This window comes from Pseudomonas sp. ENNP23, from assembly GCF_001728945.1.
Taxonomy (GTDB): Bacteria; Pseudomonadota; Gammaproteobacteria; order Pseudomonadales; family Pseudomonadaceae; genus Metapseudomonas; species Metapseudomonas otitidis.
The window spans coordinates 59,773-80,935 of record NZ_LYSP01000030.1; the positions used below are offsets into that span (position 1 = coordinate 59,773).

Annotated in this window: 18 protein-coding genes; 17 read left to right on the forward strand and 1 reads right to left on the reverse strand. The window is 64.7% G+C overall.

Translation table 11 applies throughout. The features are described 5' to 3' along the window. The first annotated feature begins 60 nt into the window (after positions 1-60). From A9G05_RS17285 to ispD, 9 genes are all read left to right on the forward strand, one after another. A complete protein-coding gene (locus A9G05_RS17285) occupies positions 61-1,473 on the forward strand; it encodes a sodium:alanine symporter family protein (protein ID WP_069562150.1) in 1,413 nt (470 codons plus the stop codon). A gap of 93 nt (positions 1,474-1,566) precedes the next feature. Further along, a complete protein-coding gene (gene dnaE, locus A9G05_RS17290; RefSeq protein ID WP_069562151.1) occupies positions 1,567-5,091 on the forward strand; it encodes a DNA polymerase III subunit alpha in 3,525 nt (1,174 codons plus the stop codon). A 105-nt stretch (positions 5,092-5,196) separates the two neighbouring features. Then, positions 5,197-6,147 carry an acetyl-CoA carboxylase carboxyl transferase subunit alpha gene (gene accA / locus A9G05_RS17295; RefSeq protein WP_069562152.1) on the forward strand — a complete coding sequence of 317 codons (951 nt, stop codon included), beginning with the start codon at positions 5,197-5,199 and terminating at the stop codon, positions 6,145-6,147. Beyond that, complete coding sequence (tilS, locus tag A9G05_RS17300) at positions 6,134-7,504, forward strand: tRNA lysidine(34) synthetase TilS (protein ID WP_069562153.1); 1,371 nt, start codon at positions 6,134-6,136, stop codon at positions 7,502-7,504. The genes accA and tilS overlap by 14 nt, the downstream gene beginning before the upstream one ends. A gap of 164 nt (positions 7,505-7,668) precedes the next feature. Further along, positions 7,669-9,300 carry a CTP synthase gene (locus A9G05_RS17305; protein ID WP_069562154.1) on the forward strand — a complete coding sequence of 544 codons (1,632 nt, stop codon included), beginning with the start codon at positions 7,669-7,671 and terminating at the stop codon, positions 9,298-9,300. Between the two features lie 2 nt (positions 9,301-9,302). Beyond that, positions 9,303-10,148, forward strand: coding sequence for a 3-deoxy-8-phosphooctulonate synthase (kdsA, locus tag A9G05_RS17310; protein ID WP_069562155.1), 846 nt, complete (start codon positions 9,303-9,305; stop codon positions 10,146-10,148). Between the two features lie 147 nt (positions 10,149-10,295). Continuing rightward, a complete protein-coding gene (eno, locus tag A9G05_RS17315; protein WP_069562156.1) occupies positions 10,296-11,585 on the forward strand; it encodes a phosphopyruvate hydratase in 1,290 nt (429 codons plus the stop codon). 60 nt (positions 11,586-11,645) lie between these two features. Continuing rightward, entirely contained in the window at positions 11,646-11,927 is a 282-nt protein-coding gene (gene ftsB / locus A9G05_RS17320; RefSeq protein ID WP_044414324.1) for a cell division protein FtsB, read from the forward strand. After that, a complete protein-coding gene (ispD, locus tag A9G05_RS17325; RefSeq protein ID WP_069562157.1) occupies positions 11,924-12,631 on the forward strand; it encodes a 2-C-methyl-D-erythritol 4-phosphate cytidylyltransferase in 708 nt (235 codons plus the stop codon). Before ftsB ends, ispD begins: the two co-directional genes overlap by 4 nt. 324 nt (positions 12,632-12,955) lie before the next feature. On the opposite strand, the gene A9G05_RS17330 is transcribed toward ispD, so the two are convergent. Continuing rightward, entirely contained in the window at positions 12,956-13,843 is an 888-nt protein-coding gene (locus A9G05_RS17330; protein WP_069562158.1) for a LysR substrate-binding domain-containing protein, read from the reverse strand. Between the two features lie 104 nt (positions 13,844-13,947). Here A9G05_RS17330 and A9G05_RS17335 point away from each other — a divergent pair, with 104 nt between their 5' ends. The 8 genes from A9G05_RS17335 to rpoS all read left to right on the forward strand — a co-directional run bounded on the left by A9G05_RS17335 (position 13,948) and on the right by rpoS (position 21,119). Further along, positions 13,948-15,060, forward strand: coding sequence for an S-(hydroxymethyl)glutathione dehydrogenase/class III alcohol dehydrogenase (locus tag A9G05_RS17335; protein ID WP_044414315.1), 1,113 nt, complete (start codon positions 13,948-13,950; stop codon positions 15,058-15,060). A gap of 78 nt (positions 15,061-15,138) precedes the next feature. Continuing rightward, complete coding sequence (gene fghA / locus A9G05_RS17340) at positions 15,139-15,984, forward strand: S-formylglutathione hydrolase (RefSeq protein ID WP_069562159.1); 846 nt, start codon at positions 15,139-15,141, stop codon at positions 15,982-15,984. 81 nt (positions 15,985-16,065) lie between these two features. Then, complete coding sequence (gene ispF, locus A9G05_RS17345; protein WP_069562160.1) at positions 16,066-16,539, forward strand: 2-C-methyl-D-erythritol 2,4-cyclodiphosphate synthase; 474 nt, start codon at positions 16,066-16,068, stop codon at positions 16,537-16,539. Continuing rightward, entirely contained in the window at positions 16,536-17,594 is a 1,059-nt protein-coding gene (gene truD, locus A9G05_RS17350; RefSeq protein WP_069562161.1) for a tRNA pseudouridine(13) synthase TruD, read from the forward strand. The genes ispF and truD overlap by 4 nt, the downstream gene beginning before the upstream one ends. Continuing rightward, entirely contained in the window at positions 17,582-18,331 is a 750-nt protein-coding gene (surE, locus tag A9G05_RS17355; RefSeq protein ID WP_069562162.1) for a 5'/3'-nucleotidase SurE, read from the forward strand. Before truD ends, surE begins: the two co-directional genes overlap by 13 nt. A gap of 41 nt (positions 18,332-18,372) precedes the next feature. Then, a complete protein-coding gene (locus tag A9G05_RS17360) occupies positions 18,373-19,008 on the forward strand; it encodes a protein-L-isoaspartate(D-aspartate) O-methyltransferase (RefSeq protein WP_171902730.1) in 636 nt (211 codons plus the stop codon). Positions 19,009-19,164: 156 nt separating this feature from the next. Next, on the forward strand, positions 19,165-20,013 hold the full coding sequence (locus A9G05_RS17365) for a peptidoglycan DD-metalloendopeptidase family protein (RefSeq protein ID WP_069562164.1): 849 nt from the start codon (positions 19,165-19,167) through the stop codon (positions 20,011-20,013). 104 nt (positions 20,014-20,117) lie between these two features. Further along, complete coding sequence (rpoS, locus tag A9G05_RS17370) at positions 20,118-21,119, forward strand: RNA polymerase sigma factor RpoS (RefSeq protein ID WP_069562165.1); 1,002 nt, start codon at positions 20,118-20,120, stop codon at positions 21,117-21,119. The last annotated feature ends 44 nt before the right edge of the window (positions 21,120-21,163 follow it).

Below are 21,163 nucleotides of genomic sequence, written 5' to 3' on the forward strand. Positions count from 1 at the left end.
TTCATCCGGGTATTCCAGCGTTTCACTGAGTGCCGCCACAAGCGGCCCAAGGAGTTCCTCATGCAAGACATGGCCAACCTAGTGGTCAACTCGCTCAACGGCTTCATCTGGGGCAAGGTCCTGATCTGGCTGCTGGTGGGCTGCGGCCTCTACTTCACCATCCGCCTTGGGCTGATCCAGTTCCGCCATTTCGGGCACACCTTCAGCGTGCTCAAGGGCAGTCGCCAGGCGGATGACTCCGGCATTTCCTCGTTCCAGGCATTGTGCACTTCACTGGCGGCCCGGGTCGGGACCGGCAACGTCGCCGGTGTCGCCGTCGCCATCACCCTGGGCGGCCCTGGCGCCGTGTTCTGGATGTGGATGATCGCGATGGTCGGCATGGCCACTGGCTTCGTCGAGGCGACCCTGGCCCAGTTGTTCAAGACCCGTGACGACAAGGGGCAGTTCCGCGGCGGCCCGGCCTACTACATGGAAAAGGGTCTCGGGGCGCGCTGGATGGGCGTGCTGTTTTCGCTGTTCCTGATCCTGGCCTTCGGCTTCGTCTTCAATTCTGTCCAGGCCAATACCATAAGCGGTGCCCTGCAAGGGGCGTTCGGCCTGCCGTTGTGGGTCAGCGGGGTGGTATTGGTGGGCATCACGGCCCTGATCATCTTTGGCGGGATCCGCTCTATTGCCCGCTTCTCCGAGCTGGCGGTGCCGTTCATGGCGGTTGCCTACCTGCTGGTGGCCGTGGTGCTGATCATCACCCAGGCCAGCGAACTGCCCGGCATCCTGGTGATGATCGTCAAGAGTGCCTTCGGCTGGCACGAAGCGGCGGCCGGCGGCATTGGCGCGGCGATCATGAACGGCTTCAAGCGTGGCCTGTTCTCCAACGAGGCGGGCATGGGCTCGGCGCCCAACGCGGCTGCCTCGGCGACGCCCTATCCGCCGCACCCGGCTTCCCAGGGCTACGTGCAGATGGCCGGTGTGTTCATCGACACCCTGCTGATCTGCACCGCGTCGGCGGCCATCATCCTCCTGGCCGGCCCGCAGGAAGGCGAGGGCATCATGCTGGTGCAGAACGCCCTGACCAGCCAGGTGGGCCTGTGGGGCAAGTACTTCCTGGCGGTGATCATCCTGTTCTTCGCCTTCACCTCCATCGTCGCCAACTACTTCTACGCCGAGAATTGCCTGGTGTTTCTCGAGCACAACCACCCGGGCGGCCTGCTGGTCTTCCGCCTGGCGGTGCTGGGGATGGTGATGTTCGGTGCCCAGGCGTCGCTGCCCTTCGTCTGGAACCTGGCTGATGTGTCCATGGGGCTGATGGCGATTACCAACCTCATCGCCATCCTCCTGCTCTCCAACCTGGCCATCAAGCTGGCCCGGGACTACAACGCCCAGCGCAAGGCCGGCAAGCTGCCGACCTTCGACGCCAGCCAGTACCCGGAGATCCAGGAGAAGCTGGAGCCCGGCATCTGGGACGATCGCCGCTGACCCCGGTTCGACGCTGAGCGCAAACCTGTAGCTTTACCATCGGGCCCGGTACAATCCGGGCCCTGCCGTTTCTGCCTCTTCCAAAGGATCGTCATGACCGTTTCCTTCGTGCATCTCCGTCTCCATTCCGAGTACTCCCTGGTCGACGGCCTGGTGCGGGTCAAGCCCCTGATCAAGGCCGTGGCGGCTGCCGGCATGCCAGCGGTGGCGGTCACTGACCAGAGCAACATGTGCTCCCTGGTCAAGTTCTACAAGGCGGCCCAGGGTGGCGGCATCAAGCCCATCTGTGGCGCCGACATCTGGCTGGCGAGCCTGGACGAAGACGGCCCCCTCAGCCGCATGACGCTGCTGGCGATGGACGGCAAGGGCTATCGCAACCTCACTGAGTTGATCTCCCGTGGCTGGTCCGATGGCCAGAGCAACGGCCTGGTGATCATCCAGCGTGACTGGGTGAAGGAAGCCGCCGAAGGCCTGATCGCTCTGTCCGGCGCGAAGGAAGGCGAGATCGGCATGGCGCTGCTCAACGGCGACCCGGCAGCCGCCGAACGCCTGCTGGCGGAGTGGCAGGCGGTGTTCCCGGATCGCTTCTACCTGGAGCTGCAACGCACCGGTCGCGTCAATGACGAGGAGCATGTGCACGCGGCCGTGGCCCTGGCGGATCGCTGCGGAGCGCCGCTGGTGGCGACCAACGACGTGCGCTTCATCAAGGCCGACGACTTCGAGGCCCACGAGACCCGCGTGTGCATCGGCGAAGGCCGGACCCTCGACGACCCCCGCCGTCCGCGCAACTACTCCAACCAGCAGTACCTGAAGTCGCCGGAAGAGATGGCCGAGCTGTTCAGTGATCTCCCCGACGCCATCGAGAACACCGTCGAGATCGCCCGGCGCTGCAACATCGACGTGCGCCTGGGCAAGCACTTCCTGCCCGACTTCCCGACGCCCAATGGCATGGGCATCGACGACTACCTGCGCCACGCCTCCTACGAAGGCCTCGAAGAGCGCCTCGCGGTGCTCTGGCCGAAGGAGACGACCCCGGACTACGAAGAGAAGCGCCAGCTCTACATCGACCGCCTGGAGTTCGAGCTGGGCACCATCATCCAGATGGGCTTCCCCGGCTACTTCCTGATCGTTGCCGACTTCATCCAGTGGGCGAAGAACAACGGCGTCCCGGTGGGGCCTGGTCGTGGATCGGGTGCCGGCTCGCTGGTCGCCTACGTGTTGAAGATCACCGACCTCGACCCGCTGGCCTATGACCTGCTGTTCGAGCGCTTCCTCAACCCCGAGCGGGTCTCCATGCCCGACTTCGACGTCGACTTCTGCATGGACGGCCGCGACCGCGTGATCGACTACGTGGCCGAGAAGTACGGCCGCAACGCGGTGAGCCAGATCATCACCTTCGGCTCCATGGCGGCGAAGGCGGTGGTGCGTGACGTGGCGCGGGTGCAGGGCAAGTCCTACGGCCTGGCCGATCGCCTGTCCAAGATGATCCCCTTCGAAGTGGGCATGACCCTGGAGGCGGCCTACAACCAGGAAGAGGCCCTCCGGGACTTCCTCAAGTCCGACGAGGAAGCCCAGGAAATCTGGGACATGGCCCTCAAGCTGGAAGGCATCACCCGGGGTACCGGCAAGCATGCTGGTGGCGTAGTGATCGCCCCCACCAAGCTGACAGACTTCGCGCCCATCGCCTGTGACGAGGAAGGCGGCGGCCTGGTGACCCAGTTCGACAAGGACGACGTGGAGGCGGCCGGCCTGGTGAAGTTCGACTTCCTTGGCCTGCGCACGCTGACGATCATCAAGTGGGCTATGGAGATGATCAACCGCGAGCAGGAGAAGAACGGCCTGCCGCTGGTGGACATCGACCGCATCCCGCTGGATGACAAGAAGACCTACGACATGCTGCAGAAAGCGGAGACTACCGCGGTCTTCCAGCTTGAATCCCGCGGCATGAAGGAGCTGATCAAGAAGCTCAAGCCCGACTGCCTGGAAGACATGATCGCCCTCGTGGCCCTGTTCCGCCCGGGGCCGCTGCAGTCCGGCATGGTGGACGACTTCATCAACCGCAAGCACGGCCGTGCCGAGCTCTCCTACCCGCACCCGGACTACCAGTACGCCGGCCTCGAACCGGTGCTCAAGCCCACCTACGGCATCATCCTCTACCAGGAACAGGTGATGCAGATCGCCCAGGTGATGGCGGGCTACACCCTCGGCGGCGCGGACATGCTGCGTCGTGCCATGGGCAAGAAAAAGCCCGAGGAAATGGCCAAGCAGCGCGGCGGCTTCATCGAAGGCTGTGCCAGCAACAACATTGATGCCGAGCTGGCGGGCAACATCTTCGATCTGGTGGAGAAGTTCGCCGGTTACGGCTTCAACAAGTCCCACTCCGCCGCCTATGGCTGGGTCTCCTACCAGACCGCGTGGCTGAAGGCCCACTACCCGTCGCCCTTCATGGCGGCAGTGCTCACGGCGGATATGCACAACACCGACAAGGTGGTGACGCTCATCGAAGAGTGCCGCAGCATGAAGCTGCGCATCGTCGCGCCGGATGTGAACAACTCCGAGTACCGCTTCACCGTCGACGACGCCGGGCAGATCATCTACGGCCTCGGTGCGATCAAGGGCGTGGGTGAGGGGCCGGTGGAGGCCATCGTCGAATGCCGTGACGAGGGCGGGCCGTTCAAGGACCTGTTCGACTTCTGCAACCGTGTCGACCTCAAGCGCATCAACAAACGCACGCTGGAAGCGCTGATCCGTGGCGGTGCGCTGGATCGCCTCGGGCCGTTCTTCAGTGACGAGCCCAAGGCCTACCAGGCCGGCATCGACCGCAATCGGGGTGTGCTGCTGGCGGCGATGGAGGAGGCCATCCAGGCCGCCGAGCAGACCGCTCGCAGCCACGACAGCGGCCACATGGACCTGTTCGGCGGGCTCTTCGCCGAGCCGGATGCCGACGTCTACGCCAACCACCGTCGGGCCAAGGAGCTGACCCTCAAGGAGCGCCTCAAGGGCGAGAAGGACACCCTGGGGCTCTACCTCACCGGCCACCCCATCGACGAGTACGAGGGTGAGGTGCGCCGCTTCGCCCGCCAGCGCATCGTCGAGCTCAAGCCCGCGCGGGATACACAGACCATCGCCGGCCTGATCGTCAACCTGCGGGTGATGAAGAACAAGAAGGGCGACAAGATGGGCTTCATCACCCTCGACGACCGCTCCGGGCGCATCGAGGCCTCGCTGTTCGCCGATGCCTTCGCCTCCGCCCACACCCTGCTGCAGACCGATGCGCTGGTGGTGGTGGAAGGGGAGGTGAGCCACGATGACTTCTCCGGTGGCCTGCGCCTGCGCGCCAAGCGCGTCATGAGCCTGGAGGAGGCGCGTACCGGGCTGGCCGAGAGCCTGAGGATGAAGGTGGACCACAGCGCCCTGCAAGGCGACCGCCTGCGCTGGCTCGCCGACCTGTGCGGGCGCCACCGGGGCTCCTGCCCGATCACCATCGACTACGCAGGTCCCAGTGCTCGTGCCCTGCTGCAGTTCGGCGAACAGTGGTGCATCGATCCGGCCGATACGTTGATTCAGGCATTGCGTGACCAGTTCGGGCGCGACAACGTCTTCCTGCACTACCGGTGAGACGCGGCTGACGCGCCGCGTTCTCTCGACCCACATGCGCCCTTCCTTTAAGGTAGGGCGCCAAATGGACCCAGCCGCCTGGCCCCACGCGCACGACGGAAGCCTATGAACCCGAATTTTCTGGATTTCGAACAGCCGATCGCTGACCTGCAAGCCAAGATCGAGGAGCTGCGCCTGGTCGGCAACGACAATTCGTTGAACATCAGCGACGAGATTGCCCGCCTTCAGGAAAAAAGCAGCGCCCTGACCGAAAGCATCTTCGGCAACCTGACCAGCTGGCAGATCGCCCAGTTGGCCCGCCATCCGCGCCGGCCCTACACCCTGGACTACATCAGCCACATCTTCACCGAGTTCGACGAGTTGCACGGCGACCGCCACTTCTCCGACGACGCGGCCATCGTCGGCGGCGTAGCCCGTCTGGACGACCAGCCGGTGATGGTGATCGGTCACCAGAAAGGCCGTGAAGTGCGCGAGAAGGTCCGTCGCAACTTCGGCATGCCCCGTCCCGAGGGCTACCGCAAGGCCTGCCGTCTGATGGAGATGGCCGAGCGCTTCAAGATGCCGATCCTGACCTTCATCGACACCCCCGGCGCCTACCCGGGCATCGATGCCGAAGAGCGCGGCCAGAGCGAGGCCATCGCCTGGAACCTGCGGGTCATGGCGCGCCTGAAGACCCCGATCATCGCCACTGTGATCGGTGAAGGTGGTTCCGGCGGCGCGCTGGCCATCGGTGTCTGCGATCGCCTGAACATGCTGCAGTACTCCACCTACTCGGTGATCTCGCCGGAAGGCTGTGCCTCCATTCTGTGGAAAACCGCCGAGAAGGCGCCCGACGCGGCCGAGGCCATGGGCATCACCGCCGAGCGCCTGAAGGGCCTGGGGATCGTCGACAAGGTTATCCCCGAGCCGCTGGGCGGCGCCCACCGCGAGCCGGCCATTGCGGCCCAGTCGATCCGCGAGGAGCTGCTCGGCCAGCTCAAGACCCTGCAGAAGCTGTCGGTGGACGACCTGCTGGCCCGTCGCTACGAGCGTCTGATGAGTTATGGCGTGGCCTGAGGGCCACGCGCCGGGGCGGGCTGATGAGGGCTCGCTACTGGCACGCTCGCTCCATTCCCTCCTGCTGTCCCGCACCCTGCCCTGGCGTTCCGCGCCGGGGTGGACGGTCGCCTTCTCCGGTGGACTCGACTCCACCGTCCTGCTGCATCTGCTGGTTGTGCTCTCCCGCCAGGGTGACGTGCCGCCGCTCAGCGCACTTCATGTCCATCACGGCTTGCAGTCGGCTGCCGATGCGTGGCCGGCCCATTGTCAGGCCGTGTGTGACCGGCTCGGCGTGCCCTTGATGCACGCCTCGGTGGCCGTGGAGGAGAGCGCCAGCCTGGAGAATGCGGCTCGTCGGGCGCGCTATGGCGCCTTCGAGCGGGCTGTGGATGGGGGGCAGGTGCTGATGCTGGCCCAGCACCGTGACGACCAGGCGGAGACGCTGCTCTTCCGGTTGATGCGCGGTGCTGGCGTGCGGGGCCTGGCGGGGATGCCGGTTAGCCGCGCGCTCGGCGACGGTCATTTGCTGCGGCCGTTGCTGGGCGTGGCCCGTCAGGACCTGGAGGCCTATGCGCGGGAGCAAGGGCTGGACTGGGTCGAGGACCCGTCGAACCAGGACACCCGGCTGGACCGCAACTACCTGCGACAGATCGTCCTGCCTGCCCTGGTGTCACGCTGGCCGCGCGCGCTCGGCGGCATGGCTCGCAGTGCTGCGCACCTGGCCGAGGGTGAGGCGCTGCTGGGGGAGTTGGCAGCCATCGACCTGGCTGCCGCGCAAGACGCCGAGGCATTCCCCTGGCTGGGTTTGCCGTCCCTCTCCGTTGATCCGCTGCTGGCGTTGTCCGAACCACGGCAGCGCAATGCCCTGCGTCATTGGCTCGCCCCCTTCACGGCCATGCCCGACAGCGATCACTGGGCGGGCTGGGTGGCCCTGCGTGATGCCGCGCCGGATGCCGAACCGGTCTGGCGCCTGGCCAGTGGCGAGCTGCGCCGCGCGGGTGGCCGGCTCTGGTGGCTCGGCAACGCCTGGCTGGATACCGTGCCGACGGCTCAGCCCTGGCCTAATCCCGAGCATCCCCTGGCCCTGGACGGCAATGGTGTGGTGTGGATCGAAGGGCGGGAACCGGAAGGTCCCTTGCAGGTGCGCTATCGCCAAGGTGGGGAGTCGATGCAGATCGACGGACGGGGGCGCCGTGACCTCAAGCGCTTGCTCAACGAGCGGGGTTTCCCGGCTTTTGCCCGGGGTCGCCTGCCCTTGCTCTACCGAGGCGACGAACTGCTTGCGGTAGCCAATCTGCAGGGGCTGGAGGGGCCTCGAGAGAGGGGCTGGACCCTGTGTTGGACACCCCCGACGAATGACCGAGGTTTGAGCTGAAAGGGTCTTTCCGGTAGACTACGCTCCCGTCTTACAGAGCACCTGCCGATTCCCTCGGAACTGGCAGGTGCTTGCCGTTTCGGCACTGTTCCAGATTCCGGGCCCTGGCCCGATTCGCTCTCTCCGGCGGCCTTCCGCCTAAACGCTGACTTCTAGGGTTATTCATGACGCGCTACATCTTCGTCACGGGTGGTGTTGTTTCTTCATTGGGGAAAGGCATCGCCTCGGCATCCTTGGCCGCCATTCTGGAAGCGCGGGGCCTGAAGGTCACCATGCTCAAGCTGGACCCGTACATCAACGTGGACCCGGGCACCATGAGCCCGTTCCAGCACGGCGAAGTGTTCGTCACCGAGGATGGCGCCGAGACCGACCTCGACCTGGGCCACTACGAGCGCTTCGTGCGCACCACCATGACCCAGAACAACAACTTCACCACCGGCCGCGTCTACGCCGACGTGCTGCGCAAGGAGCGCCGTGGTGACTACCTGGGTGCCACCATCCAGGTGATCCCGCACATCACCGACGAGATCAAGCGTCGCATCATCAAGGGCGCCGGCGATGCCGACGTGGCCCTGGTGGAGATCGGCGGCACCGTGGGTGACATCGAGTCCCAGCCCTTCCTCGAAGCCATCCGCCAACTGCGGGTGGAGGTCGGCGCCAAGCGCGCGATGCTGATGCACCTGACCCTGGTGCCCTACATCGCCACCGCCGGCGAGACCAAGACCAAGCCGACCCAGCACTCGGTGAAGGAGCTGCGCTCCATCGGCCTGCAGCCCGACGTGCTGATCTGCCGTTCCGACCACGAGGTCGACCTGTCCTCCCGTCGCAAGATCGCGCTGTTCACCAACGTGGAGGAGCGTGCGGTCATCGCCCTGCAGGACGTCGACACCATCTACCGCATTCCTTCCGTGCTCCACGCCCAGGGCCTGGACGACTTCGTCGTCGAGCGCTTCGGCCTGCAGTGCGGCGGTGCCGACCTTTCCGAGTGGGATCGCGTGGTTGACGCCAAGCTGAACCCCGAGAAGGACGCCACCATCGCCATGGTCGGCAAGTACATGGAGCTGCTGGATGCCTACAAGTCGCTGATCGAGGCGATGAGCCACGCCGGCATCGAGAACCGCACCAAGGTGAACCTGCGCTACATCGACTCCGAAGACATCGAGAACCAGGGCACCAGCCTGCTGGAAGGCGTCGATGCCATCCTGGTTCCCGGCGGTTTCGGCCTGCGCGGCGTGGAGGGCAAGATCAGTACCGTCAAGTACGCCCGCGAGAACAAGATCCCCTACCTGGGTATCTGCCTTGGCATGCAGGTGGCCGTGATCGAGTTCGCCCGTAACGTACTGGGCTGGACCGACGCCAACTCCACCGAGTTCGACAAGGCCAGCGGCCATCCGGTGGTCGGCCTGATCACCGAGTGGCAGGACGCCACCGGCGCCACCGAGATCCGCACCGAAGCCTCGGACCTGGGGGGCACCATGCGCCTCGGCGCCCAGGCCTGCCAGTTGGAGGCCGGCTCGCAAGTGCACGCCTGCTACGGCAAGGACGAGATCGTCGAGCGCCACCGCCACCGCTACGAAGTGAACAACAACCTGCTGCCGCAATTGAAGGAAGCCGGCCTCAAGATCACCGGTCGCTCCGGCGACGGCGCTCTGGTCGAAGTGGTGGAAGCACCGGATCATCCGTGGTTCGTCGCCTGCCAGTTCCACCCGGAGTTCACCTCCACCCCGCGTGACGGCCACCCGCTGTTCAGCGGCTTCGTCAAGGCCGCCTTGGCCCAGAAAGCGAAGAAGGCGTGAGCATGCAACAGAAGATCGTTCGCGTCGGCGACATCGAGATCGCCAACGACAAGCCCTTCGTGCTCTTCGGTGGCATGAACGTGCTGGAGTCCCGTGACCTGGCGCTTAAGGTCTGTGAAGCGTACGTGCGGGTCACCGAGAAGCTCGGCATCCCCTACGTGTTCAAGGCCAGCTTCGACAAGGCCAACCGCTCTTCCATCAACTCCTTCCGTGGCCCCGGCCTGGAAGAGGGGATGAAAATCTTCGAAGAGGTGAAGAAGACTTTTGGCGTGCCGGTCATCACCGACGTGCACGAACCGCACCAGGCCGCTCCTGTGGCCGAGGTCTGCGACATCATCCAACTGCCGGCCTTCCTCTCCCGCCAGACCGACCTGGTGGTGGCGATGGCGAAGACCGACGCGGTCATCAACATCAAGAAGGCCCAGTTCCTTGCACCCCAGGAGATGAAGCACATCCTGACCAAGTGCGAAGAGGCCGGTAATGATCGCCTGATCCTCTGCGAGCGCGGCTCGTCCTTCGGCTACAACAACCTGGTGGTCGACATGCTCGGCTTCGGCATCATGAAGCAGTTCGGCTACCCGGTGTTCTTCGACGTCACCCACGCCCTGCAGATGCCAGGTGGCCGCGCGGACTCCGCAGGCGGTCGTCGTGCCCAGGTCACCGACCTGGCCAAGGCTGGCATGAGCCAGGGGCTGGCCGGCCTGTTCCTCGAGGCCCATCCGGACCCGGACAACGCCAAGTGCGATGGCCCGTGTGCCCTGCGCCTGGACAAGCTGGAGCCGTTCCTCGACCAGCTCAAGCACCTGGATGACCTGGTCAAGGCTTTCCCGCCGATCGAGACTGCCTGAGCCGGCAGTTCTCCGGTAAAGTGCCGGGCGGGCGCAAGCTGACCATGTGGTCATGTTTTTTCGCCGGAGCTGCCGAATGAACATCCGGACGGCCCGCCCCTCTAATTTCGCAGCAGCGTAATCGTCAATTTTGGAGTGCTAACAACAATGGCAAAGATCGTCGACATCAAGGGCCGCGAGGTTCTGGATTCCCGTGGCAACCCCACCGTGGAAGCCGACGTGATCCTCGAGAACGGTTTCATCGGCAGCGCCTGCGCGCCGTCCGGTGCATCCACCGGTTCCCGCGAGGCGCTGGAACTGCGTGATGGCGACAAGAGCCGTTACCTGGGCAAGGGTGTGCTGAATGCCGTGGCCAACATCAACGGCCCGATCCGTGACCTGCTGCTGGGCAAGGACGCGACCGACCAGAAAGCCCTGGATCGCGCGATGATCGAGCTCGACGGTACCGAGAACAAGGCCAAGCTGGGCGCCAACGCCATCCTCGCCGTGTCCCTGGCGGCTGCCAAGGCGGCTGCCCAGGCCAAGGGCGTCCCGCTGTATGCCCATATTGCCGACCTGAACGGCACTCCGGGTCAGTACTCCATGCCCGTCCCGATGATGAACATCATCAACGGCGGTGAGCACGCCGATAACAACGTCGACATCCAGGAGTTCATGGTCCAGCCGGTTGGCGCCAAGAACTTCGCCGACGCCCTGCGCATGGGTGCCGAGATCTTCCACCACCTGAAAGCTGTGCTGAAGGCCCGTGGCCTGAACACCGCAGTGGGTGACGAGGGCGGTTTCGCTCCGAACCTGGCCTCCAACGAAGACGCCCTGGGCGCCATCGCCGAAGCCGTCGCCAATGCCGGCTACACGCTGGGCACCGACGTGACCCTGGCCCTGGACTGCGCTTCCAGCGAGTTCTTCAAGGACGGCAAGTACGACCTGGCCGGCGAAGGCAAGGTGTTCGATGCCAATGGTTTCGCCGACTACCTGGCCGGCCTGACCCAGCGCTACCCGATCATCTCCATCGAAGACGGCATGGACGAGTCCGACTGGGCCGGTTGGAAGTCCCTGACCGAGAAGATCGGCGAGAAGGTGCAACTGGTGGGTGACGACCTGTTCGTGACCAACACCAAGATCCTCAAGGAAGGCATCGACAAGAGCATCGCCAACTCGATCCTGATCAAGTTCAACCAGATCGGTTCCCTGACCGAGACCCTGGAAGCGATCCAGATGGCCAAGGCTGCCGGCTACACCGCGGTGATCTCCCACCGTTCCGGTGAAACCGAGGACAGCACCATCGCCGACCTGGCCGTAGGCACCGCTGCCGGCCAGATCAAGACCGGCTCCCTGTGTCGCTCCGACCGCGTGTCCAAGTACAACCAGCTGCTGCGTATCGAAGAGCAACTGGGCGGAAAGGCCCCTTACCGTGGTCGTGCCGAGTTCCGCGGCTAAGCCGGGGATGATAAAAAGGGCAGCGAAAGCTGCCCTTTTCGTATGGATACTCCTCTTTCGATGGCCAAATCCCCCTACTGGTTGTTCGTCGTGCTGATCCTGGCCTTGTCCGGGTTGCAGTATCGCCTTTGGGTGGGTGATGGCAGCCTCGCCCAGGTCGCCGAACTGGAAAAGCAGATCGCCGAGCAGAAGGGCGAGAATGAGCGCCTGCTCGAGCGCAATCGCATCCTCGAGGCCGAAGTGTCGGAGCTCAAGAAGGGTACGGAAACCGTCGAGGAGCGTGCCCGCCACGAGCTGGGCATGGTCAAAGAGGGCGAGACCCTCTACCAGATCACCGAATGACCTCACCCGAACTCCCCGAATTCTGGGCTGTGATCCCCGCCGCCGGCGTGGGGGCCCGCATGCGTGCCGATCGGCCCAAGCAGTATCTGGAGCTGGCTGGGCGCACCTTGCTCGAACATACCCTCGCAGCCTTTCTCGACCACCCTCGGCTCAGGCGCCTGGTGGTCAGCCTGAGTCCAGATGACCCGTACTGGCCGAGCCTTGCCGCATCCCGTGACCCGCGCATCGAGCGCGCCGAGGGTGGCCGGGAGCGTGCGGACTCGGTGCTCAATGCTCTACTGCGTCTGGCCGAACTCGGCGCGCAAACGCGCGACTGGGTGCTGGTGCACGATGCGGCCCGACCCAATCTGTCCCGTTTCGACCTGGATCGCCTGCTGGCGGAGCTGGCCGACGATCCGGTGGGCGGCCTGCTGGCGGTCCCCGCCCGGGACACCCTCAAGCGGATCGGCCCTGATGGGCGAGTCGCTGACACCATCGACCGCAGCCAGGTCTGGCAGGCCTACACCCCGCAGATGTTCCGCTTCGGTGCGCTGCACCGGGCCCTGGCCGATGCACTGGTCGCCGGCGTGGCGATCACCGACGAGTCGTCGGCGATGGAGTGGGCCGGCGCCGCGCCCCGCCTGGTGGAAGGGCGCGCCGACAACATCAAGGTCACCACCCCCGAGGACCTGCAGCGCCTGCAGCTTGGCCTGTTCGACCGATGAGCCCTGCCATGAAGTGTCTGGGACACCGGCTGAACAGCCCGGAAGGCTACTTGCACCTGGGCCGGTGACGGCTGGCGACTGCTCTGGGTGTGCCTTGGCCTGGCCTTCAGCGACAACCTGATGGCGGCTCTCTTCCACCACTTCCGTTGTTGTTCTCGCCGTGCCCATTGCGCCGCGGCACTGATGGATGCGGCTGGCCTACCCGGGGGCGTTCGCCGCCTTTCTTGCCGGCAAGGTGTTCAAGTATCTGGGGGGTGCCTGGGGGCTCGCGCATCCCGGGGCATGTCCATGGCTTCCTGCATCGCCATGGGCGGGCCTCTACGCCTACGCCGCCGGGTGGGTCGACGCCAGGCCGTCCCTGAGTGCATCCACCAGTTGGCGGACTTTGGGCGACAGGTGGCGCTGCTGGGGATACAGCGCCCATACGGCGGTATTCGGCGGGCGATGCTGCTCCAGCAGGGACACCAGTTCGCCGCTCTTCAGGTGGTCCAGCACGTAGTAGTCGGGGAGCTGGCACAGGCCGAAGCCACGCAGCGCGGCATCCAGCACGGCCTGGCCGCTGTTGCAGCGCCAGTTGCCCTGCACCCTCAGGCTCTGTTCCTTGCCGTCTTGTTGGAAGGTCCACTGATCCGAGCTGCCCACCAGGCAGTTGTGCCGGGCCAGCTCGGAGAGGCTGTGGGGCCGGCCGTAACGTTCCAGGTAGCTCGGGGCGGCGCACAGGTACATGACGCGGGGCGCAAGGCGCGTCGCCACGAGCCGCGAGTCCTGTAGGCGGCCGAGGCGGATGGCCAGGTCCAGCCCTTCGTGTACCAGGTCCAGCGGGCGGTTGCTCAGCTCGATGTCGACCCGCAGCTGCGGGTGGCGTGCCATGAAGGCGTTCACCAACGGCACGATGAAGCGCTCGCCGTAGGCCACTGCGCAAGTCATGCGCAGCAGGCCCTTGGGTTCGCCGGTCAGGTCGCTGATGGCGCGCATGGCCTCGTCCCGCGCATCCACCAGGCGCTGGCAGTGCTGCAGGAAGGTCTGCCCGGCCTCGGTCAGCGCCACCTTGCGGGTGCTGCGGTAGAACAGGCGGGTTTGCAGGCGTTCTTCCAGGCGGGCGATCTGGCGGCTCACCTGGGATGAAGAGAGGCCGATGCGCTGGGCCGCGGCGGTGAACTGGCCGGTTTCCGCGACGGCGATGAATTCGTCCAGGCCTTCCCAGCGATTCATTTGATTATCCCTGTATGGCAATAAAGTTTTGCTTTGCGGCGGATTATTTACCAAATCGAGGTCATCTACACTCCCGCCACCGTTCACATCGCTGGAGAAGCGCCATGATCAAGTCCCGCGCCGCAGTTGCTTTCGAGGCTGGCAAACCCCTGCAGATCGTCGAAGTCGATGTCGCGCCGCCCAAGGCGGGTGAAGTCCTGGTGCGCATCGTCGCCACCGGTGTCTGCCATACCGACGCCTACACCCTGTCGGGCGCGGATTCCGAGGGGGTGTTCCCGTGCATCCTCGGCCATGAGGGCGGCGGCATCGTCGAGGCGGTGGGCGAAGGCGTCACCTCCCTGGCAGTGGGCGACCACGTGATCCCGCTCTACACGGCCGAATGCCGCGAGTGCAAGTTCTGCAAGTCCGGCAAGACCAACCTGTGCCAGAAGGTTCGCGCGACCCAGGGCAAGGGCCTGATGCCCGACGGCACCAGCCGCTTCAGCTACAACGGCCAGCCGATCTACCACTACATGGGCTGCTCGACCTTCTCCGAGTACACCGTGCTGCCGGAAATCTCCCTGGCGAAGATTCCCAAGGAAGCCCCGCTGGAGAAGGTCTGCCTGCTGGGGTGTGGCGTGACCACCGGCATCGGCGCTGTGCTCAACACCGCGAAGGTGGAGGAGGGCGCCACCGTCGCCATCTTCGGCCTTGGCGGCATCGGCCTGGCCGCCATCATCGGCGCCAAGATGGCCAAGGCTTCGCGCATCATCGCCATCGATATCAACCCCTCCAAGTTCGACGTGGCCCGCGAGCTGGGTGCGACCGACTTCGTCAACCCGAAGGACCACGCCAAGCCGATCCAGGATGTGATCGTCGAGATGACCGACGGCGGCGTGGACTACAGCTTCGAGTGCGTCGGCAACGTCGACCTGATGCGTGCGGCGTTGGAGTGCTGCCACAAGGGCTGGGGTGAGTCGGTCATCATCGGCGTGGCCCCGGCCGGTGCCGAGATCAAGACCCGTCCGTTCCAGCTGGTCACCGGTCGCGTGTGGCGTGGCTCGGCCTTCGGTGGGGTGAAAGGCCGCACCGAGCTGCCGACCTACGTGGAGAAATCCCAGTCGGGCGAGATCCCGTTGGACACCTTCATCACCCACACCATGGGGCTGGATCGCATCAACGAGGCCTTCGACCTGATGCATGAAGGCAAGAGCATCCGCACCGTCATCCACTACTGATCGCCCTTTCGGCTGGCGCAGGGCGGCAGAGATTGCCTGTCGCCTGTGCGTTGCCCTGAGGACGACCCGGAGGCCCCCATGACCCTCGAGATCGTTTCCAGCAACAAGAGCTTCGGTGGCTGGCACAAGCGCTACCGCCATCGCTCGACCTGCCTGAACTGCGACATGGTGTTCGCGGTGTACCTGCCGCCCCAGGCGGAGCAGGGCGAGAAGCTGCCCGTGCTCTACTGGCTGAGCGGGCTGACCTGCACCGACGAGAACTTCATGCAGAAGGCCGGCGCCCAGCGCCTGGCGGCTGAGCTTGGGCTGATCATCGTCGCGCCCGATACCAGCCCCCGAGGCGAAGGCGTACCCGATGACCCGGACAAGGCCTGGGATTTCGGCCTGGGTGCCGGCTTCTACGTCAACGCGACCCAGGAACCCTGGGCCCGCCACTACCGCATGTACGACTACGTGGTGCAGGAGCTGCCAACCCTGGTGGAGGCCAACTTCCCGGTTTCGGACCGCCGCGGCATCGCGGGGCACTCCATGGGCGGGCACGGCGCGCTGGTCTGCGCCCTGAAGAACCCCGGGCGCTACCAGTCGGTTTCGGCCTTTGCGCCGATCAGCAACCCAATGGCTTGCCCCTGGGGCGAGAAGGCGTTCTCCCATTACCTGGGTGATGACCGTTCGCGCTGGCGCGAGTGGGATGCCTGTGCACTGCTGGCCGAAGCCCGGGAACGCCTGCCGATCCTGGTGGACCAGGGTGACCGCGATGATTTCCTGGAGGGCCAGCTCAAGCCGGACGCGCTGCAGGCTGCCGCCCGCGCCGCTGGTCATCCGCTGAACCTGCGGCTGCAGCCGGGCTATGACCACAGTTACTACTTCATCGCCAGCTTCATCGACGATCACCTGCACCATCACGCCGCAGCCCTGCGGGGCTGACGCGTTACCCAGGCGGGGCGGCCATCGGTCGCTCCGCTTTCGGGTAGAATCCCGCCCCTGTTCTTTCGGGGCACTCCTCTCATGCGCATTGGACACGGTTACGACGTACACCGCTTCGGTGACGGTGATCACATTACCCTCGGCGGGGTACGCATCCCCCACAGGTTCGGCCTGGTGGCCCATTCCGACGGCGACGTGGTGTTGCACGCACTGTCCGACGCCCTGCTTGGTGCAGCGGCGCTCGGCGATATCGGCAAGCACTTCCCGGACACCGACCCGCAGTTCAAGGGGGCGGACAGTCGCGTGCTGCTTCGCCATGTCCTGGCCCAGGTGAAGGGCAAGGGCTGGAAGGTGGGCAACGTCGACGCCACCATCGTGGCCCAGGCACCGAAGATGGCGCCGCACATCGAAGCGATGCGCGCGGTCATTGCGACTGACCTCGAAGTCGGCATCGACCAGGTCAACGTCAAGGCGACCACCACCGAGAGGCTCGGCTTCACCGGGCGCGAGGAGGGCATCGCCGTCCACGCTGTTGCCCTGCTACTGCCGCTATGACCGAACTCGAACTGCTGGGACCGCGGGCCCATGGCGAAGCGCTCGGCCAGGCCGTCCTCAAGGCGGTGGCCGAGGACTTCCAGGTGGACGAGGTGCTGGATATTCCCCTGGCCGGTGAAGGCGAACACCTGTGGTTGTGGGTGGAAAAGCGTGGCCTCAATACCGAAGAGGCCGCGCGGCGCATTGCACGGGCTGCTGGCGTTCCCCAGCGGGCCATCAGCTACGCCGGCCTGAAGGATCGCCAGGCGCTGACCCGCCAGTGGTTCAGCCTGCACCTGCCGGGCAAGGCCGATCCGGACCTTGCTTCGGCAGAAGGCGAGACCCTGCGCATCCTGCGCCAGGTCCGCCACAAGCGAAAGCTGCAGCGGGGCGCCCACTCGGCCAACGGCTTCACCCTGAGGCTGACGGCCTTGCGGGCCGACCCGGCAGCCCTGGAGGCTCGGCTGAAGACGCTGGCTGCCGTCGGCGTGCCCAACTACTTCGGTCTGCAGCGCTTTGGCCACGAAGGCGGCAACCTGCTGCAGGCAAGGCACTTCGCCGGGCAGCGGGTACTGCCCGAGCAGCGCAACCTGCGCTCTCGTTTGCTCTCGGCAGGTCGCAGTTACCTGTTCAACCGGGTACTGGCTGCGCGTGTGGCCAATGGCAACTGGAACCAGGCGCAGGTCGGCGATCTCCTGGCCTTTACCGACAGCCGGAGTTTCTTCCCGGCAGGAGAGACCGAGTGCGCCGATCCCAGGTTGGCGATTCTCGACCTGCATCCCACCGGCCCACTGTGGGGACAGGGTGACTCGCCGGCCGGCGCTTTGACGCAGGCATTGGAGCAATCCGTGGCGTTGGCCGAGCCGGCGCTGCGTGACTGGCTCGTCGAGGCGGGCATGGCGCACGAACGGCGCATCCTGCGCCTCCCCATCGGGGGACTTACGTGGCATTATCCCGGGCCTGACGTTCTGCAACTGGAATTCGTCCTGCCGGCCGGATGCTTCGCTACCGCAGTGGTGCGCGAGCTTGTCGATCTGGTGCCGGTGGGGCACACGGACAATCCATGCGTATTCTGATTTCCAACGACGACGGGGTGAACGCACCCGGTATCGCCGCCCTCCATGCTGCGCTCGAGGGTTATGCCGAGTGTGTGGTCATCGCGCCCGACCAGGACCGGAGCGGCGCCAGCAGTGCACTGACGCTGGACCGCCCCCTGCATCCGCAGGTCCTGGCCAACGGTTACATCAGCATCAACGGCACCCCGACCGACTGCGTGCACCTCGGTTTGAACGGTTTGCTGGAGAAGGCCCCAGCCATGGTGGTCTCCGGCATCAATCTGGGCGCCAACCTGGGGGACGACGTCCTTTATTCCGGGACGGTGGCTGCTGCCTTGGAAGGGCGCTTCCTCGATCGCCCGGCCTTTGCCTTTTCGTTGCTCTCCCGGCAGCCGGACAACCTGCCCACAGCGGCGCATTTCGCGCGCCTGCTGGTCGAGGCGCACGAGCAGCTCGACCTGCCGCCCCGCACCGTGCTCAACGTGAATATCCCCAACCTCCCACTGGACCATATCCGTGGCATCCAGCTCACTCGCCTCGGCCACCGCGCTCGTGCTGCAGCGCCGGTGAAGGTGGTGAACCCGAGGGGGAAAGAGGGCTACTGGATTTCTGTCGCTGGGGACGCGGAGGATGGTGGGCCCGGGACTGATTTCCACGCCGTAATGCAGGGTTACGTATCCATCACGCCGCTCCAGCTCGATCGCACCTTCACTCAGGCGTTCGACCCATTGGAAAGCTGGTTGGGAGGCCTGTCCTGATGGCCCGTGAGCAGGATGATCTCTTGCGTCGGGGCATTGGCATGACCTCGCAGCGCACCCGCGAGCGCCTGATCCAGCGTCTCTACGAGGAAGGACTGTCCAACGCCCACGTACTGGAAACCATTCGTCGGACTCCGCGCCATTTGTTCGTCGATGAGGCCTTGGCCCATCGTGCCTATGAAGACACGGCGCTTCCCATCGGCCACAACCAGACGATCTCGCAGCCCTATATGGTGGCGCGCATGAGCGAGCTGCTGCTGGCGGCAGGGCCATTGGACAAGGTGCTCGAGATCGGCACCGGCTCCGGCTATCAGACCGCGATCCTGGCTCAGGTGGTAGAGCGGGTGTTTTCCGTCGAGCGGATCCAGGCACTGCAGGATCGTGCGAAGGAGCGTCTGGCCGAGCTGAACCTGCGCAACGTGGTCTTCCGCTGGGGCGATGGTTGGGAAGGCTGGCCCGCATTGGCACCTTATAACGGCATCATCGTCACGGCTGCCGCCGCCGAGGTACCGCAAGCGCTGCTGGACCAGTTGGCACCGGGGGGGCGACTCGTGATTCCGGTGGGGGCAGGGGACGTTCAGCAATTGATGCTGATCGTCCGTGAGGAAAACGGTTTCTCCCGGCATGTCCTTGACGCGGTACGGTTTGTACCCTTGCTGAGCGGCCCGTTGGCCTGATGGGGTCAGCGAGGACTGCGGAGAGCCGGTCAGCTCTATGAATAACTGGTGGTCAGGTGCACCTCCGTACGTTGCGGTGCGCATTGGATAACGTGCCCCTCAGATATAATCGGTAACAATTGGCATGACCTTGGGACGTAGGGAAAGGGGACGGGAATGAGCCTGGCCATTCGGCAAGGGATTAGCACTGGAAGCATGCGCGCACTGGCAGCGATGGCCGTCATCGTCTGGCTGGTGGCGGGGTGCGCCAGTTCGCCCAAGGGCGGTGTCCAGGTCGTGGATCGTAACCACCCGTCGGCCACCGGTGCGCAACGACAGCCGATCACCACCGGGCAGTACCGTGTCCAGCGGGGCGACACCCTGTACTCCATTGCATTCCGTTTCGGTTGGGACTGGAAGGCGCTGGCGGCGCGCAACAGCATCCCGGCCCCCTACGTAATCCGTCCGGGCCAGGTCATCCGTTTCGATGGCCAGACCGGCTCAACCCCTACCCGCACCGTGGCAACGGCTCCTACGACGTCGACTCGGCCAGCCACGCCCCCCTCTACCACCAAGGCTCCGCAGTCCACCACTAAACCGCAGCCTGCGCCAAGCGTTTCCCAGCCCCCTCCGGCCCCGCCACGCGGGCGTTCCAACGCAGGTTGGGCCTGGCCGGCTGGTGGTCCCTTGATTGCCCGATTCTCCTCAAACGGGAGTTTGAATAAAGGCATTGATATAGGCGGGGAATTAGGCCAGCCTGTCCTGGCTGCGTCTGATGGTTCCGTTGTGTATGCCGGAAGTGGATTACGGGGCTACGGTGAACTGGTGATCATCAAGCACAGCGATACCTACGTGAGCGCCTATGGTCACAACCGCAGGTTGCTGGTTCGGGAGGGACAGCAGGTCAAGGTTGGCCAGACCATTGCAGAAATGGGCTCCACAGGTACCGACCGGGTGAAGCTGCACTTTGAGATTCGCCGCCAGGGCAAACCTGTAGATCCGCTGCAATATCTGCCGCCTCGCTGATCGTTTGTTCAGCCCGTCGTCCTCGTAGGTTGGACGGGCTCAGGCGTAGCCAGGGAAATGGTACCGCCAGAGCTTGTTGTCGAACTCAGCAAGGGACAACAACAATGGCACTCAACAAAGAAGCGCCGGAGTTTGATGTCGATGACGATCTGCTCATTCTTGAGCCGGGCGTCGTGGATGACGTGCTGATCGAGGAGCCCGAGGCAACTCCGTCTGGCACGCGTTCCAGGCAGTCGAACTCACCCAAGCAACACAAGTACATCGACTACACCCGCGCATTGGACGCGACCCAGCTTTACCTCAACGAAATCGGCTTTTCCCCTCTCCTTACTCCAGAAGAAGAAGTCCACTTTGCGCGATTGGCTCAGCGGGGCGACCCCGCCGGACGCAAGCGCATGATCGAAAGCAACCTCCGGCTTGTGGTCAAGATCGCGCGACGCTACGTCAATCGTGGTCTTTCGCTGCTGGACCTGATCGAAGAGGGTAACCTCGGCTTGATCAGGGCGGTTGAGAAGTTTGATCCCGAGCGTGGCTTCCGCTTTTCCACTTACGCCACCTGGTGGATACGTCAGACCATTGAACGCGCGATCATGAACCAGACCCGGACCATCCGGCTGCCGATTCACGTGGTCAAGGAACTGAACGTCTATTTGCGTGCGGCTCGTGAGCTCACACAGAAACTCGACCATGAGCCATCGGCCGAAGAGATTGCCAATCTGCTGGAGAAGCCTGTCGAAGAGGTCAAGCGCATGCTCGGCCTGAACGAGCGGGTGACCTCGGTTGACGTGTCTCTGGGCCCGGACTCCGACAAGACCCTCCTGGACACACTGACCGACGACCGCCCCACCGATCCCTGCGAGCTTCTGCAGGACGATGATCTGTCCCAGAGCATCGACCAGTGGCTTTCCGATCTGACGGACAAGCAGAGAGAGGTAGTGGTGCGTCGGTTCGGCCTGCGTGGTCATGAGAGTTGTACCTTGGAAGAGGTGGGCCAGGAGATTGGCCTCACCCGAGAGCGCGTGCGCCAGATTCAGGTTGAGGCCCTGAAGCGCCTGCGTGAAATCCTTGAAAAGAATGGGCTTTCCAGCGACGCACTTTTCCAATAAAGCGAGTTGCCCTTGAGAACCCGGCTTCGGCCGGGTTTTTTATT